Annotated in this window: 14 protein-coding genes; 7 read left to right on the forward strand and 7 right to left on the reverse strand. The window is 72.0% G+C overall.

Annotation, left to right across the window (positions count from 1 at the left end; all coding sequences use genetic code 11):
- The first annotated feature begins 10 nt into the window (after positions 1 to 10).
- The gene (locus ACR81A_RS04985; RefSeq protein ID WP_440312872.1) at positions 11 to 958 is read left to right on the forward strand and encodes a helix-turn-helix transcriptional regulator; all 948 of its coding nucleotides are present in this window, start codon (positions 11 to 13) and stop codon (positions 956 to 958) included.
- Here the strand turns inward: ACR81A_RS04985 and ACR81A_RS04990 are convergent.
- Complete coding sequence (locus ACR81A_RS04990; protein ID WP_025135012.1) at positions 871 to 2,094, reverse strand: MFS transporter; 1,224 nt, start codon at positions 2,092 to 2,094, stop codon at positions 871 to 873. The genes ACR81A_RS04985 and ACR81A_RS04990 overlap by 88 nt on opposite strands.
- Positions 2,095 to 2,152: 58 nt before the next feature.
- On the reverse strand, positions 2,153 to 3,157 hold the full coding sequence (locus ACR81A_RS04995; RefSeq protein ID WP_440312873.1) for a helix-turn-helix transcriptional regulator: 1,005 nt from the start codon (positions 3,155 to 3,157) through the stop codon (positions 2,153 to 2,155).
- Positions 3,158 to 3,220: 63 nt separating this feature from the next.
- Between ACR81A_RS04995 and ACR81A_RS05000 the strand changes: the two genes are divergently transcribed.
- Complete coding sequence (locus ACR81A_RS05000; RefSeq protein WP_440312874.1) at positions 3,221 to 4,174, forward strand: alpha/beta fold hydrolase; 954 nt, start codon at positions 3,221 to 3,223, stop codon at positions 4,172 to 4,174.
- 8 nt (positions 4,175 to 4,182) lie between these two features.
- Entirely contained in the window at positions 4,183 to 4,767 is a 585-nt protein-coding gene (locus tag ACR81A_RS05005; protein ID WP_440312875.1) for a YdeI/OmpD-associated family protein, read from the forward strand.
- 95 nt (positions 4,768 to 4,862) lie between these two features.
- Here the strand turns inward: ACR81A_RS05005 and aztD are convergent, their stop codons facing one another.
- The 4 genes from aztD to aztB are packed head-to-tail and all read right to left on the reverse strand — an operon-like array spanning position 4,863 to position 9,423.
- Positions 4,863 to 6,128, reverse strand: coding sequence for a zinc metallochaperone AztD (aztD, locus tag ACR81A_RS05010; protein WP_440312876.1), 1,266 nt, complete (start codon positions 6,126 to 6,128; stop codon positions 4,863 to 4,865).
- A gap of 60 nt (positions 6,129 to 6,188) precedes the next feature.
- Positions 6,189 to 7,229 carry a metal ABC transporter solute-binding protein, Zn/Mn family gene (locus ACR81A_RS05015; protein ID WP_440312877.1) on the reverse strand — a complete coding sequence of 347 codons (1,041 nt, stop codon included), beginning with the start codon at positions 7,227 to 7,229 and terminating at the stop codon, positions 6,189 to 6,191.
- Positions 7,226 to 8,554, reverse strand: coding sequence for an ABC transporter (locus tag ACR81A_RS05020; protein ID WP_440312878.1), 1,329 nt, complete (start codon positions 8,552 to 8,554; stop codon positions 7,226 to 7,228). The genes ACR81A_RS05015 and ACR81A_RS05020 overlap by 4 nt, the downstream gene beginning before the upstream one ends.
- The gene (gene aztB / locus ACR81A_RS05025; protein WP_440312879.1) at positions 8,551 to 9,423 is read right to left on the reverse strand and encodes a zinc ABC transporter permease AztB; all 873 of its coding nucleotides are present in this window, start codon (positions 9,421 to 9,423) and stop codon (positions 8,551 to 8,553) included. Before aztB ends, ACR81A_RS05020 begins: the two co-directional genes overlap by 4 nt.
- Before the next feature lie 55 nt (positions 9,424 to 9,478).
- Between aztB and ACR81A_RS05030 the strand changes: the two genes are divergently transcribed.
- From ACR81A_RS05030 to ACR81A_RS05045, 4 genes are read left to right on the forward strand one after another with little or no spacing between them, the layout of a single operon-like run.
- Complete coding sequence (locus ACR81A_RS05030; RefSeq protein ID WP_440312880.1) at positions 9,479 to 10,135, forward strand: metal ABC transporter ATP-binding protein; 657 nt, start codon at positions 9,479 to 9,481, stop codon at positions 10,133 to 10,135.
- Entirely contained in the window at positions 10,132 to 11,214 is a 1,083-nt protein-coding gene (locus ACR81A_RS05035; protein WP_440312881.1) for a permease, read from the forward strand. Before ACR81A_RS05030 ends, ACR81A_RS05035 begins: the two co-directional genes overlap by 4 nt.
- Positions 11,204 to 12,019: a TIGR03943 family putative permease subunit gene (locus ACR81A_RS05040; protein WP_440312882.1), complete on the forward strand. Its 816-nt coding sequence runs from the start codon at positions 11,204 to 11,206 to the stop codon at positions 12,017 to 12,019. Before ACR81A_RS05035 ends, ACR81A_RS05040 begins: the two co-directional genes overlap by 11 nt.
- A complete protein-coding gene (locus tag ACR81A_RS05045) occupies positions 12,009 to 13,172 on the forward strand; it encodes a hypothetical protein (protein ID WP_440312883.1) in 1,164 nt (387 codons plus the stop codon). The genes ACR81A_RS05040 and ACR81A_RS05045 overlap by 11 nt, the downstream gene beginning before the upstream one ends.
- A gap of 27 nt (positions 13,173 to 13,199) precedes the next feature.
- Here ACR81A_RS05045 and ACR81A_RS05050 read toward each other — a convergent pair whose 3' ends face one another.
- A complete protein-coding gene (locus ACR81A_RS05050) occupies positions 13,200 to 14,576 on the reverse strand; it encodes a hypothetical protein (RefSeq protein ID WP_440312884.1) in 1,377 nt (458 codons plus the stop codon).
- Between the last annotated feature and the right edge of the window lie 134 nt (positions 14,577 to 14,710).

Below are 14,710 nucleotides of genomic sequence, written 5' to 3' on the forward strand. Positions count from 1 at the left end.
TGGATGAAGGGTGACCGAGCCCGAATCTGCAGTGTTTGACCGCCTCCTCGAGGACGTCGACCTCACCGTGCGACGCACGGAGCGGCGCGACCTCGCGGCCAGCCAGCGCGTGCACGCCGCAGCCGGTGTGACGACCCTCATCTACGTGCTGACGGGAGAGCTCAGGGGAGCCACGATGCCCGCGTGCACCGTGGCGCGGGATGGCGTGCACGTGACCGCCGTACCGGCCCGGCCCGCAGGCGGATTTGGGGCCGGCGCCGCCGTGCTGACGCTCGGCCGCTGCGCGCACACCCTCGAAGCGGCGTGCGACAGCGCCGTCCTCATCGTGACGCTCGACCTCAGCGAGACGGCGCAGCGCCTCCACGAGCTGCTGCCGGAGCCGCTCACGCTGCTCGGCTTTCCGGCCCTCGACCCGGCGGGCGCTGCGCTCGCGAGCCACATGGGGATCGCCGAGGCCTCCGCCTCCGCCGACGGGGGAGCGCCGCAGCCCGCGGGCAGCAGCGTCGTCTGCCGGCTCATGGCTCGGACGGTGCTGCTCGCGGTGCTGCGCTCCTGGTACGGCGCGGGCTGTGCGCCCCGCGGGTGGAGCGCGCGGGCGGCCGATCCGCAGCTCGACCGCGTGCTGAGCGCCATCCACCACGAGCCCGGGCGGGACTGGTCGCTCGAGACGCTCGCCGCGCTCGGCGCCATGTCGCGCTCGGTGTTTGCACGCCGGTTCCGTGACACCCTCGGGGCGACGCCGGGCCAATACCTCGCGCGGATTCGCATGGAGGATGCGAAGCGGCGCCTGGCAACGGGCACACCGGTCTCGCAGGTGTCACGTGAACTCGGCTACGCCTCCGATGACGGCTTCAGCCGGGCCTTCCGGCGTCACACGGGGGTCGTGCCCTCGCGCTGGCGGTGGGACAGCCCGAACAGGACGGCCCCCGCGACGAGGAGCGCCGCGCCCACACCGTAGCCGACGGCGACGCCGAGCGCGTCGATCACGAGACCTCCGAGCCCCGCGGCCAGCGTGATGGCGGCCTGGAATCCCATGACGACGAGCGTGCCGCCGGCCTCCAGGCGGTCGGGGAGGCGGTGCCCCACCCACGTGTTCACGACGATGAGCCACGACGCGAAGCAGAAGCCCCACACGAACACCGCCGCGGCGACGAGCCAGAGTGCGCCGGGCAGGGTGAGCGTGGTGAGCACCGCGACCGCGATGGCGAGCGGGACGAGCACCGACAGCGTCGCGAACGAGCGATCGACGATCAGCCCGACGAGGACGTTGCCGATGAGCCCGCCCGCGCCGAACAGGGCGAGGAGCAGCACGATGGTGCCCGCGTCTACGGGAACCGCATCGGGGCCGACGGTGACGCGCTCGAGCGCGAGCCGGATGTACGTGTATGCGAGGAAGTGTCCCAGCACGACGAGCGTGTGGCCCGTGAGCCCGAGGGCGATGCCGGGGCGCACGAGGGTGCGGCCGAGCGCGGCGAGACTGCTGGTGCGCGCGGCGGGGACGGGTGGCAGTACGACGCGCACGACGACGGCGAGCACGGCCATCGCGGCGCTCAGGCCGGCGAACGCGAGGTGCCAGTCGGCGAGCTCGGACACCACGACGCCGAGCGGAACGCCCGCGACCGTGGCGAGCGACATCCCCGCGGACGTGAACATGATCGCCCGCCCGAGCCGTTCGGGCCCGGCTAGCCGAGCCGCGACGCTGATCGACATCGCCCAGAACGTGCTGATCGCGACGCCGAGGAGGAACCGCGAGGCGAGAATGAGCGGGAACGACGGGGCGAGCGCGACCACGAGGTTCGACACCGCGCCGAGCGCGGCCATCCCGGCGAGGAGTACGCGCCGATCGAGCCGGGGAAAGACCAGACCAATGGTCGGGGCCGCGATGAGTCCGGCGAGCGCGGTGATGCTGACGGTTTGCCCGGCCTGACCGGGGGTCACCCCGAGGCTCTCGGCCATCTCGGTGAGCACGCCGTTCGGGAGGAACTCGGCCGTGACGAGCAAGAAACTCATCGCCATGAGCGCGATGAGGCCGCCGTAGCGCATGCGGCCGGGTGGTGACGTTCGGGGGAGCGTGATGGGGGCAGTCGTGGTCATGATTCCAGCGTGGCGGCGCGCGGCGTCGCATGCCCGACCGTGCGTCCGCTCTTCCCGATCATTCGTCCGCGGTTGCTGGCGTCCACTCCGCGGGCGCATCTCGGGGGAGGGAATAGCGGCGCGTCAGTGCCGCACCGATTCTTCCCAGATGGTCTCGCACTCCTGGTGGGCTGATGATGTCCAGCCACTCGACGAGGCCGGCGAGGTGACCCGCAATCCCGTACTCGCTTGGTGCATGGATCACCACCGGGATGCGACCATCGCTCGTCGCCTGACCGATGTGGAGATTGTCGCCCACCGCTGTGCGGAGAAAATCGAGCCCCTCAGGCGCACAGAACGCGTGCACCTCGACGCCCTCTCGGAGGCGCTCGACATCGTCGGTGAGGGCGCGCCAGGTGGTTGTGAGGTCGAAGTCCGCGAACCGAAGTGCGGGTTCATCGCTGGGAACGACAGCGGTGACGCGGTCGAGGCGAAACGTCCGCTGGCCGTGTGCGGTGTGCGCCACGAGGTACCAGTGCGGTCGCTTCGATACCAAGCCCAGCGGGTGCACGATCCTATCTGACTCGGCGCCCGCGCTGTCGACGTAGCCGAGCCGCGCCTGCACCCCGCGGATGACGGCATCCTGCAGGGCTTCGAGAAACGGGGGTGGACTGCTCGGAGCGTCAGCAATACCCCAGGGGCGTGAATCGACGAAGAGGGAAGACGCAGCAGCTTCGGCCCCGGTCCGAAAGGTCTCGGGGAGGGCTCGAACGAGCTTCCGCAGAGACGCTCGGAGTTCTGGTGTCGCGGTGTCGGCTGTTGCCGCTGGCGCGGTAGCGACGAAGAGTGCGCGCGCTTCGCTCTCGGTCAGTCCCGACAGATCAATGCGACCGCCGCCGAGGAGCCGCCAGCCGCCGGATCTCCCTCGGACCGAATAGATGGGAATTCCCGCCATGCCGAGCGCATCGAGGTCCCTCCGTGCGGTGCGTTCGGACACCTCGAGTTCTTGTGCGATCTCTGCGGCAGTGACCTGTTCACGCCGCTGCAGCAGCAGGAGGATGGCGACCAGGCGATCCGATTTCATGATTTTCATACTTGCAGAAAAACCGGTCAAAAGGTGTCCTGTTTGCTGGATTACCTTGAGAAAATGAAGATTCCAACCCATGACTTTGCCTTCCCCGACGCCACCATCATCTCCGTGAACGGTGTTGACCTCGAAGTATTCGAAGCCGGCCAAGAGAACGCAGGAAATCCGATCGTGCTCTGCCACGGCTGGCCCGATCTCGCGTTCACCTGGCGCTTTCAGATCCCAGCTCTTGTCGCGGCGGGCTACCATGTGATCGCACCCAACCAGCGAGGGTTTGGGCACTCGGCCAGGCCTGCGGATATCGCTGAGTACGACATTGAACATCTCACGGGAGACCTCGCCGCGCTGCTCGATCACTTCGGCTACACGAGCGCAACGTTCATGGGTCACGACTGGGGGGCCTTCGTCGTCTGGAGCTTCACGCTGCTGTACCCGGAGCGGGTTGACCGAGTGGTGGCGCTCAGTCTGCCGTACCTCGCCCGTGGAGAGATGCCGTGGCTAGATTTCATGGAGGCAGTGCTCGGCGATGACTACTACTTCGTCCACTTCAATAAGCAACAGGGCGTCGCAGATGCGGTGTTTGACGCGAACCCCGCACGCTTCATCAACAACTTGTACCGTCGGAACGAGCCACTGAAGCCCCCCGCGCCGGGCATGGTGCTCATCGAGACCGCCCAGAGCGATGCTCCGCTGGGCGAGCCGCTCCTCAGCGAGGAGGAACTCGCCATGTACGACGCCGCATTCACGCACTCGGGGTTTACTGGTGGGATCAACTGGTATCGCAACCTGAACCGGAACTGGCATCTCTTGGCGGAAGCCGATCCGATCATCCACCAGCCCGCGCTCATGATGTACGGTCTTCGCGACGCAGTCGCCCGATCGGAATCCCTGTCGACGTTCGTCCCCAACGTTGAAGAATTCAGCGTGGATAGCGGGCATTGGGTGCACCAGGAGTGTCCCAGTGAGACCACACGTGCGATCCTGAGTTGGTTGGCACGAAACCCGACTCGGTAGGGAACGCAATGGACGAAGCACTCTTCTTCAGCGATGCTGCTGCGTTCAGCGTATGGCTCGACGAGCATCACGCCCACCGGCGTGAGGTGTGGGTTCTGTTCCAGAAGAAGGGTTCAGGAGTAGCGAGTCAGACCTGGTCTGAAGCAGTCGACGTCGCTCTGTGCTTTGGCTGGATCGACGGACTCAGGAAACGCGTCGACAGCGACAGCTACACCGTGCGATTCACGCCCCGCAAGCGAAACAGCGTGTGGAGCGCCGTCAACGTGAGCAAGGCTGAAGCGCTGATTCGACTCGGAAAGATGCGGCCGGAAGGGCTGCAGCTGTTCGAGAACCGAAAGGATATTTCAGGCTATTCGTCTGCATCGCGAAACGTCGAGCTGCACCCCGACTACGCACGGCGATTTGCTGACAGCGGGGTGGCCTGGGAGAGCTTCGGGAAGTTCGCGCCGTCGTACCGACGTGACGCCGTCTGGTGGGTGATGAGCGCGAAGAGAGAAGAGACCCGGGTGAGACGGTTGGAACTTCTGATTGCCTCGTCGGCTGCAGGGCATCGAGTCCCAGCCTTCCGCGCACACACTGGGGACGCCTCGTGACACACGCGATGTGTTGCCGCAGCGCTCACTTCTGTCCGCAACTGCGCTGATCAGTGGGTGGCCGGGGCACGCGCCCCGGCCACCCACGCGTGGCGTTAGCCGCGCGCGACCGCGATCTCGTTGGGGACGCCCTCGAGGGTGGCGCTCGCGAGGGTCTTGCCGCTCGTGAGATCAACGGCGTGGACGGCCTTCGCGGCGGGCTCGGTCACGTATGCGACGTCGCCGTCCACCACGAGGGCGGGGTGTGCGTCCTGCCACTCCTTCGGCCCTTCCCAGGGCTGCACAACGGGGAACGCGTCGAGCACCTGACCCGTCGCGGGATCGATCACGTGGATGCTGCCGTCCGTAGAGAGGATGAACGCGTTTCCCACGGGGCCGCGCGCCACATCGCGGAAGGTGTAGCGAATGTTGTCGGGGAGCTCCGCGACCGTGAGCGTCTCCGCCTTCGTGTCGATCAGCGTGATCGCACTCAGGAGGTACCCCTCAGCATCCGGATCGTTCTTGTAGTCGCCCACGACGAGCGGGCTCTCCTCAGAAACGAACGCATTGCCCATGCGCCCGTAGGCGTCGGGTGCGCTGAGCTTCGTGAATTCGCCGTCGGTGAAGAGCAGTGCGCCGTCCTCGCACCCGAAGACAACGGCCTCGTTGGCCGCGGTTCCCTCGCCGTGGATGCCGGGGCAGTTCTCGGCCGTGGCGTGCTCGTGCCAGTGGTCATCATGCGGGGCGAGCGCTGCCGCCCCGGTGCGCGCGTCTGCCGTGCCGACCGTGGTGAGGAGCGTGCCGTCGCCGAGCTCAATCGACACTCCATGGTGCGGTGCCGCGGCGGTGTACTCGCGCGACTTCGGCGCGGTCGTGTTGTTCTTCGCAAGGGAATCGGTGTCGATGATCGTGGTGCGGCCCGTGCCGTCGTCAAACAGCACCGTATGCCCCGCGTGCCGCACGACGTGCCCCGCCGCGGTTGCTGGGAAGACCAGTCCCGTGAGCTTGGCGGTGTCGGTGTCGAGGACCTCGAAGCCGCGTGAAGTGGTGACGAGGAGATGCTGACCATCACCGAAGTTGTTCACTCGTGTGAACTCTTCGGTGGCAAGCTCGCCCGTCGCGCGCAGCGACCCCGAGCTGATCTTGCTCGTGTCGAGGACAGTGATTCCGCCAGCAGTGGTGACCGCGAGGCGATCTGCCTGCGCCGCGTGGTCATGATCGGTGTGCGAGTGGTCTGCGTGCGTGTGATCGGCCTCGTCGGTGGCGCCAGCCTGTGCGGTGCAGCCGCTCGCGAGGAGCGCGAGGCCCGCGCTCGCCGCCACGGTGAGGAGCAGGCGGGAATGGCGCGACGCTCGGGGGCGTGCGCGTTCGGTCTGGGTCATGGGTTCCCTTTCTGGGATGTTGGGGTGGGTGGCCGGCGCTCGGCTGAGCGCACGGCCGGGCTAGTGGTCGGAGGGGGTGAGCCCCGAGGCGATCCGCTCGGCGTTCGTGGCGAGCATCTCCGTGTAGTTCTCCGCCCCGGCGCCGGGTTCGGAGAGCGATTCGGTGAAGAGCGGAACGACCCGCACCTCGATGTCGGCCTCCTCCGCGAGCACCTGCATGAGTCGGTCCGGTGCGGAGGTCTCGGCGAAGATGGCGGGGACGCCCGCTTCGCCGATCGCGGTGACGAGCGAGCGGAGGTCCGCGGCGCTCGGCGCGGCGAGAGTGGTGCCGCCCGGGATCGCGGTGCCGAGCACGCGGAAGCCGTAGCGCTCGGCGAGGTACGCGAAGACGTGGTGGTTCGTGACGAGCGTGCGCTGGGCGGGCGGGATCGCGGCGAAGCGATCCTCGATCTCCGCGTCGAGCGCCGTGAGCCGTGCGGCGTAGCTCGCGGTGCGTTCGCCGATCTCCGCGCGCGCCGTGCCGTCGAAGCCGGGCAGCTCGCCGCTCGCGAGGAGCGCGCCGAGTGCGTCGACGACCTCGATCATGCGCGCGGGGTCGGTCCAGAAGTGCGGGTCGGCGGTCGCCGCGCCCTCCTGGCCGCTGAGCGGGGTGATGTGCGCGCCTGCCACGAACTGGGCGCCGCCCGCGACCTCGACCCGGTCGAGGTGGTGCTGGAGGCCCTCCTCGAGCCCGAGCCCGTTCGACACGACGAGGTCGGCGCGGTCGAGCGCCGCGGCCTCCTGGGCCGAGATCTCGAAGGAGTGGGGATCGGCGTTCGGGCGCATGAGCGTCGTGACGTCCGCGGTGTCGCCGACGAGCTCCTCGACCACATCGCCGAGGATGTTCGTCGTCACGACGATCGACGGCGGTGCGTCCCCGGCGCCCGGCGAGCCGCCGAATGACGCGCACGCAGTGGCGCCGAGCGCGGTCGCCGCGAGCAGTGCGGCAGCCAGCAGCGCGCGGATCCCCGGGGTCCGGGTCCGTGGGGTCCGGATCCCGGGCGCTCGGTCCGCCTGGACGCGAGTCGCGGATGCCCGGCCGCGGCGGGGGGTCGCGCTCATCGGCCCGTCTCCGCGAGGTGCACCGGGGCCACCGCGGGGCGCAGCTCGCGGGCGATCCGGGCGCCGTCGGCGAAGTCGATCTCGGAGACCACGCCGGAATCCGCCGCCCCGAGGTATGCGCGCTGCGCGTCGACGGAGAGCGTGATCCGGTCGCGGGCCTCGGGGGTGAGCTCGGCCGCGCTGAGGAGCGGATCCGTCGCACCGATCTCGGTGTCGCCGCGGAACACGCGCACACTGCCCGCTGCATCGAGCACGACGACGTGATCCTCGGCATCGTCGACCGCGATGGCGTGCAGCAGCGGCACGGCGCTCGGGGTCCAGTGCCAGCTCCGCGCACGCGTGTCGAGGCGCCAGAACCCGGGGCTCGAACCGCTGCCGGATGCCGCGCTGATGCCGGCGACCGTGGGGCGGCCCTTCCGGCCCGCGAGTTCCGTCGGCGCTGCGCCGAACCCGGCGGCACCGGCCTCGGCGCCGGCACCGGCCTCGGCCCCGCTGGTCTCCGAAAGCGGGATGCGCTCGAGCACCGCCTGCTCGTCCGCGTCGACGGTGCCGAGCACGGCGCCGTCCGCGCAGGCGAACACCGTGCCGCCGCGCGTCGTGAGTGCACTCGACGCGTCGGGGCAGGGTACCGTCGTCTCGCTCGGCGTGCCGTCCGCCGCGAGGGCGCGCAACTGGGTGATCCGGCCCGAGTTGTCGGCCTCGGTGACGATCGCCCCAGCGCCGAGCGGGGCGAGCAGCCCGGCGTGCGCGGTGCCCGAGACCCGGAAGAGCTCGTCGGGGGTGCCTGCGGCGAGCGCGGCGTTGTCGAGCAGCACGGCCTCGCCGGAGCCCGGGAAGAAGACGCCTGTGCCGCCCGCGGTCGCGAGCGGGCCGCCGACGACTCGGGCTGAGCCGGATCCCGGGACCGAGCCGACGAGCCGCGGCGTGCCGCGGTAGTAGTGGAAGTGGTCTCCGTGATCCCAGGTCCAGGCGCCGCTGTCGATGATCTCGAGCCCCGCGGCGTGCGCGGCGAAGACGTAGCGCCCGTCGCTCTCGACGCGGTCGGGGGCCGTGATCGTGCCGAGCGACGATTCGTCGCTGCTCAGCAGATCGAGGAGGCCGACGGCGCCCGCAGCGTCCACCGTGACGAGGTGGAGCTGCGGTTCGGCGGCCTCCGAGGCGCCGGCGACGGCGCCGTGCCCGTCCGCAGCGTCCGAGGCACCCGAGTCCGTCGTGGACCCGGGGGACGGGGCGGCTGCGGTGCCGGGGTCGGGGGCTGCCGAGCAGCCGATGAGGGCGAGGGCGACGAGCGTGCTCGCGGCGGCAAGTGCGGGTGAGTGGGTCATGCGTGGCTTTCCAAGGGAGTGGCGGGGGCGGTGGTGCGAGGGGCGGACGGCGCGGCGCGGGTGAGGCCCGCGCGGGCGAGGTGGGAGAGGGCCGCGAGGCCGACGGCTGCGGCGGCGATCGTGGCTCCCGCGGCGGTCGCGTGCAGCCAGGAGACGGCGAGCCCGATCCCGACGGCGCCGATCCCGAAGCCGGCCGCGAGCAGCATGCGCTGGGGGATCCGGCTGCTCCAGGGGAGAGCCGCGACCGCGGGCCCGAGGAGCAGCGCGACGACGAGCAGGGTGCCGACGGCCTGCGCGGAGGCGACCACGGCGAGGGTGACGAGGCCGGTGAGGCCGGCCGCCGCGAGGCCGGTGCGGTAGCCGAGCGTGCGCGCGATGCGCGGGTCGAACGCGAGGGCGATGAACGCGCGGTGCCCGGCCGCGGCGATCGCGAGGGCGACGGCCGCGGCGATCGCGAGTGCGGTCAGATCGGCTCCGGTGATCGCGAGCACATCGCCGAAGAGCAGCGCGGTCGCGTCCGTGGCGAAGGAGCCGGAGTGGGACACGATGATGATGCCGACGGCGAGCATTGCGACGAAGAGCAGGCCGATGCTCGTGTCGTAGGAGAGCCGGCCGCGCCGCTGGAGGGCTCCGATCAGCGCGCTCATGAGCGCCGCCGAGACCGCGCCGCCGAGCATTGGCGGCAGGCCGAGCACCGTCGCGAGGGCGACGCCGGGCAGCATGCCGTGGCCCACGGCCTCGCCGAGGAACGCCATGCCGCGGATGACGACCCAGGTGCCGACGACGCCGCAGATGACGGCGACAAGGGCGCCGCCGGTGAGCGCGCGGAGGAAGAACTCGGTTCCGAGCGCATCGATGATCCAGTGCATGGGACACGACCATACAGATAACGAGAACCATTCTCAAGATGGTAGCGTGAGTGTCATGACACATGACCCCGCGATCCGGGCGGAGGGGATCCACGCGGCGTTCGGTCGCTCAGCCGTGCTGCACGGCATCGATCTCTCCCTGCGCCCGGGCACGTTCTCCCTGATCATGGGGCCCAACGGGGCCGGGAAATCGACGCTGCTCGAGATCCTCGCTGGCGCCACGCGGCCGAGCGCCGGCCGCGTGATCCGCACCGGCCCCACCGCGCTCGTCGTGCAGCGCCCCGCCGTGCCGGCCGCGCTGCCGCTCACCGTCGCCGACACCGTCGCGATCGGCGTCTCGGGGCCGCGCGCGGTGTCGCGGCTCCGGGGCGCGGCGCGCAGCCGGGCGATCTCGGACGCGCTCGCCGCCGTGGGGCTCACCGCGCACGCCGAGCGCTCCCTGCACGAGCTCTCCGGCGGCCAGCGCCAGCGCGCGCTCCTCGCCCAGGGCCTCGCGAGCGGGGCCGCGATCCTCCTCCTCGACGAGGCCGCCGCCGGCCTCGACGCCGAGAGCCGCTCCCGCACACGGGAGATCCTCGTGGACCGCGCCGCGCGGGGCGCGACCGTCTGCGCGGTGAGCCACGACCCGGAAGACCGGGCCGTCGCCCACCGGGTGATCCGGCTCGACGCGGGGCGCATCGTCGCCGATGTGCCCCGGGGAGTCCGCGCGTGAGCGGGACCGGGCAGCCAACGGCTGCGGAGCGGGATCCCGCGCCGTCGCGGAGTGCCTCGCGTGCGCGGAGCGTGGTGCGACCGCGGGGGAGCGCCGCCGGGTGGCTCGCGGCCGGGCTCGTTTCGACCGCACTGATCGCGGCGATCGCGTTCCGCCCCGGACTCTCCGGCGGGGGTACGGGGAGTACTGCCGCGCTTCCCGCCGCCGCGCAGGACTTCGTGACGCTCGCGCTCGCGGTGTTCCTCGAGTCCCTGCCCTTCGTCGTGCTCGGCACGCTGATCTCGATTACCGTGCGCATCTGGGTGCCGAGCGGCGTGCTCGAGCGGGCCCTGCCCCGGCGCCCCGCCCTGCGCCGGCTCGCGCTCTCCCTCTTCGGCATCGTGCTCCCCGTCTGCGAGTGCGGCAACGTGCCGCTCGCGCGCGGACTGCTGCAGCGCGGCTGCTCGCCCGCCGAGGCGGTCACGTTCCTCCTCGCCGCGCCGATCCTGAACCCCGTCACGATCCTCACGACGGCGCACGCCTTCGGCTGGGGCTCTGAGATCCTCTGGGCGCGTGTGCTGGGCGGCTTCGTGATCGCCAACCTGCTCGGCTGGTGGCTCAGCACGCACCCTCGCCCCGAGGCCCTGCTTACCCCCGAGTTCCGGGCGAGCTGCGCGCACCCGCCCGGGGACGCGGGCGGGCGGCTGGCGCGTAGCGCCGACGCGTTCCTCGCCGAGACGTCCCAGCTCATGCCCGCCCTGGCGCTCGGCGCGGTGCTCGCGGGCGCCATCCAGGTGGGCGTGCCGCGCGGGGCGCTCCTCGCGCTCGGCGCCGATCCGCTCTGGTCGGTCATCGCGCTCCTCGTGCTCGCCGCGATCATCTCGCTCTGCGCAACGGTCGACGCCTTCTTCATCCTCTCGGTGAGCGCGGCATTCCTGCCCGGCAGCGTCGTCGCGTTCCTCCTCTTCGGCGCGCTCATGGACGTGAAGATGATCGTGCTCCTGCGCACCACCTTCACGGGGCGGGCGGTGGCGCAGCTCGCGTTCCTCACGGCGCTCTGCGTCGCGGCGATCGCCTGGGGGATGAACCTTGCGGCCTGAGCGGCGCTGGCCGGGCCTCGTCCTCCTCGCCTGCGGGATCGCGGCGACGCTCTCGCTCGCGCTGAGCGGGCGGCTCGCCTGGTACATCCATCCGCGCTCCGCTTGGTTCACGGTGCTCATGGGCGGGATCGCGGCCGTGCTCCTCGCCGTGGGCTGCGCCGTGCACGCGGCCCGGACGCGAGCCCGGAAGCGAGCCGGGCGCATCGGCGAGGCGGACGCTCCGCACGCGGGGCACCCGCCCGCCCGTGCGGGGACGGAGACCCGGCTGCGGCGCGCGCTCCGGCGGCTCGGCGGCGGGGCGATCGCTGCGCTCGCGGTCGCGCTGCTCATCCTCTTCCCGCCCGCGACCCTGAGCACCGAGCGGGCCGCGCAGCAGGCGATGCCCGTGCGCGCCTCCGAACCGGGCGCGGATCCCGGCGCGGATCGCGAGCTCGCGGCCCTCGCCGGGCGCGCGGACGCCGAGCTCACGCTGCGCGACTGGTCGGTGCTCACCCGCCACCCGCACGCCGCCGCCGTCGACGGCCGCACCGCCGAGCTGCTCGGCTTCGCGGCGCCCGATCGCGACGACCCGGAGAACGTGCTCGTGGTGACCCGCTTCGCCATCACCTGCTGCGCCGTGGACGCGCAGGCGGTCGGCGTTCCCGTGTACGCCCCGGGATGGCAGAGCCGGTTTACCGCGGGCGACTGGCTCGTGGCGCGCGGCGCCTTCGCGCCGAACCCCAGCGCCGGGAGCGGGTGGGTCTCGGTGCTGCTCCCCGAAGCGCTCACCCCAGCGGACGAACCGGAGGATCCCTATGTCGGCTAGCCGAAACCGGCGCTTCGTCGCGCGCACAGCCGCGCTCATGGTCGGCCTCGGACTCCTCGCTGCCGGGCTCGGGGCGGCCAACGTCTTGCAGCCGCCGCGCCTGGTCTCGGTGGAGGTGCGGCCCGTCGCGTTGACGGAGCAGGACGGTGCTCGCGTCTCGATCCGGCTGAGCCAGCCCGTCGACCCGGTCGACGCCCGGCTCGTGCGCACCGATCCCGCGCTGCCCGTCGAGGTGACGAGTTCGGGATCGGATCTCGTGGTCACCCTCGGGGAGCGCCTCGACTACGGGAGCGAGCTCCGGATCCTCGCGGACGTGCGCAGCGCGGGCACGGGGACGGCGAGCACGGTCAAAGCCGTGCTGCGCGCGCCGGACACGCGGGTGTTCACGCTCGTGCGCGACCCGCGGGGAGACCGCTTGCTCGGTTCCGGCGTCATCGCAGACGGCCCGCCCGTCGAACTCACGCCAGCACCGCGCATCCAGGAGTTCGCGGTGCTTCCCGACCGGGCGCTCGTCATCGCCGAGACGGGGTCGGGCCGGGCTGCCCTCCGCGTCGCCCCGCTCGCCGGCGGCGACGCGAGCGAGGTGATCGCCGACGCGCCGGCCGTGCTCGAACAGCTCCGCGCGGAGCCGACCGTGCTCGCCGCCGGGGTCGTGGCGAGCGGCACCCCGCTCGGCTCCGAGCACGCGGACCGCACGCTCCTGCTCTTCGACGCGAGCGGCCCGCTCGCCGCGCCGCTCGTCGTCGCCCGGGCGGACGGCGCCGCGCTCCGCGTTGCCGAGTGGCGCTTCGTGCCGGGGTCGAGCGCCGTGGTGGTCCGCGCGGACAACGGCACGCTCTGGCGCGCCGACCCGCTCCTCGGCGCGGCCGCCGAGCCGCTCCCCGCCGACGCCGAGGAGGGTGCGCTGCTGCAGGCGGCGACGCTCGATGCTCTGGGCGTTCGCTTCACGCCCGCCGCGCCGGGCAGCCGGATCGCCGCGGTGTGCGCGGCGCCGAACGGTCGGCTGCTCGCGGTCGAGGTGGTCTCGGCGGACGCGGAGCCCGATGGGCGCGCGGTGCGCCCCGGCTGGACGCGCACCACGACCGTGCTGCTCGACGCAGCGACAGGGCGCCCGGTGCGCAGCGTGATCGGGGCGGCCCCGAGCTGGTGCTGAGCGTCGCGCCCGGCTCCGGGACCTCCGCTACGCGCTCTCGGCCGCCGGGCTGTGCTCCTCGGCCTCCGGACGGCGGAGCAGCTCGATCAGGGCGAGCGCGCCGAGCACCCCGACCGTGGTCCAGGCGATCGTCGGTGCGTTCACCGGGCGGGCGAGGAAGATGATCAGCACGCCACCGACGGCGACGATCAGCGCGAGCGCCGAGCGGAAGCGCTCGATCGCCGTGCCGACCGCGCCCGTCGTTACCCCGTGCGCGGAGTACGCGGCGCGCGCCCGCGCGAAGCCGGACGTGAGCGCGCTGCGCAGCGCCACTGCGCCGCGCGAGGGCCCGAGCAGCAGTGCCGCGAGCGCGATCAGTGCCGCGGCGAAGGCGAGGGCGGCGCTCGTGGAGCGCAGCGATTCGGTGAGCTGGGTGGTGAGCGCGGCGGCGGTCGAGCCGGGCATGACGCCCGGGCTCACGGCCTGTTCGAAGAGTGCCGCGCCGACGCTCAGCCCGCCGAGCAGCAGCAGGAAGCCGAGCGTGAGGCCGAAGCCGGTGCGCGCGAGCGCACGGGTGCGGCGGCGGGCGAGCGCCACGCCTGCGACGAGCAGCGCGAGCACGAGCCACGGCAGCCACGTGCCGAGGGCGACGGCCGCGGCGTAGCCGAGCTGCGCACCGACGAGCCCCTCGGCGGTGGTGAGCGGGATCGACGCCGTGACGTTCGGGATCATCGACGCCAGGCCGAAGCCGCGGGCCTCCAGCTGATCCTTCACCTGCGCGACGATGACGCCCGCGTCGATCGCCAGCTCGCCCGTGTCGCGGTCGAGCGTGAGCATGCCGTTCGTGTCGCCGCGCATGAGGGCGATCGTGGCCCGGTGCGTGTTCGTGAGCGCGAGCTGCCAGGTCCCGGCGAACGCGTCCGAGGCGATCGTCTCCTCGACCGTCGACGCGACGACGGAGCGCATCCCCTGGGCCGCGGGCCCGCGGAGCAGCGTGATGGCGGCGTCCGCCTCCGATGGCAGCTCGAGGCTCGTGAGCCCCGAAGCGAGCGAGCCGACGATCGCGTCGAAGTCGACCTGCTCGTCGACGGCCGCCATCACCTGGTCGCCCAAGAAGCTCTGCACCGCGGGATCCTCCGCGAGCGGTGCGAGGGTAGCGACGAAGCGGTCGGTGTCGACGAGCTCGATCCGCACCCAGGACGCGAGCACGGCGAGCGGGGCGAGCAGCACGGCGAGGGTGAGCGCCACCACGGCGAGGACGCTGCGGAGGATCCCGCGGGGACGGCGACTCGTCTGCCCGGCGCGGAGCGCGGCGTTCTCCGCTTCGAGCGCCCGAAGACGTCGATCGAGCTCGCGGTCGGAGCGCTCGCTCGCGGCGGTGTCCGCGCGGGGCACGGAATCGGGGGAGACGGGAGTCTGGGTCACGGCGGGGCTCCTCGGCGACGGTGATCGGGATGCGCCTGCGGGAGCGGCGCTCGCGGCGCCCAGCGGAGCCGTGATCCCCATATTGCCCGACCGCGGCGCTCCGTGGCCAGTACGGCGCGGCGCGGTGCCGCGTA

It is taken from the genome of Leucobacter chromiireducens (assembly GCF_051993095.1).
GTDB classification, from domain to species: Bacteria; Actinomycetota; Actinomycetes; order Actinomycetales; family Microbacteriaceae; genus Leucobacter; species Leucobacter chromiireducens.

Excerpts from the sequence above, each read along its gene's own strand:
- ACR81A_RS05015 (WP_440312877.1), bottom strand. The coding sequence starts at position 7,229 with ATGAGCGCGACCCCCCGCCGCGGCCGGGCATCCGCGACTCGCGTCCAG.
- aztD (WP_440312876.1), bottom strand. The coding sequence starts at position 6,128 with ATGACCCAGACCGAACGCGCACGCCCCCGAGCGTCGCGCCATTCCCGC.
- ACR81A_RS05000 (WP_440312874.1), top strand. The coding sequence starts at position 3,221 with ATGAAGATTCCAACCCATGACTTTGCCTTCCCCGACGCCACCATCATC.
- ACR81A_RS05005 (WP_440312875.1), top strand. The coding sequence starts at position 4,183 with ATGGACGAAGCACTCTTCTTCAGCGATGCTGCTGCGTTCAGCGTATGG.
- ACR81A_RS04995 (WP_440312873.1), bottom strand. The coding sequence starts at position 3,157 with ATGAAATCGGATCGCCTGGTCGCCATCCTCCTGCTGCTGCAGCGGCGT.
- ACR81A_RS04990 (WP_025135012.1), bottom strand. The coding sequence starts at position 2,094 with ATGACCACGACTGCCCCCATCACGCTCCCCCGAACGTCACCACCCGGC.
- ACR81A_RS05045 (WP_440312883.1), top strand. The coding sequence starts at position 12,009 with ATGTCGGCTAGCCGAAACCGGCGCTTCGTCGCGCGCACAGCCGCGCTC.
- aztB (WP_440312879.1), bottom strand. The coding sequence starts at position 9,423 with ATGCACTGGATCATCGATGCGCTCGGAACCGAGTTCTTCCTCCGCGCG.
- ACR81A_RS05030 (WP_440312880.1), top strand. The coding sequence starts at position 9,479 with ATGACACATGACCCCGCGATCCGGGCGGAGGGGATCCACGCGGCGTTC.
- ACR81A_RS05020 (WP_440312878.1), bottom strand. The coding sequence starts at position 8,554 with ATGACCCACTCACCCGCACTTGCCGCCGCGAGCACGCTCGTCGCCCTC.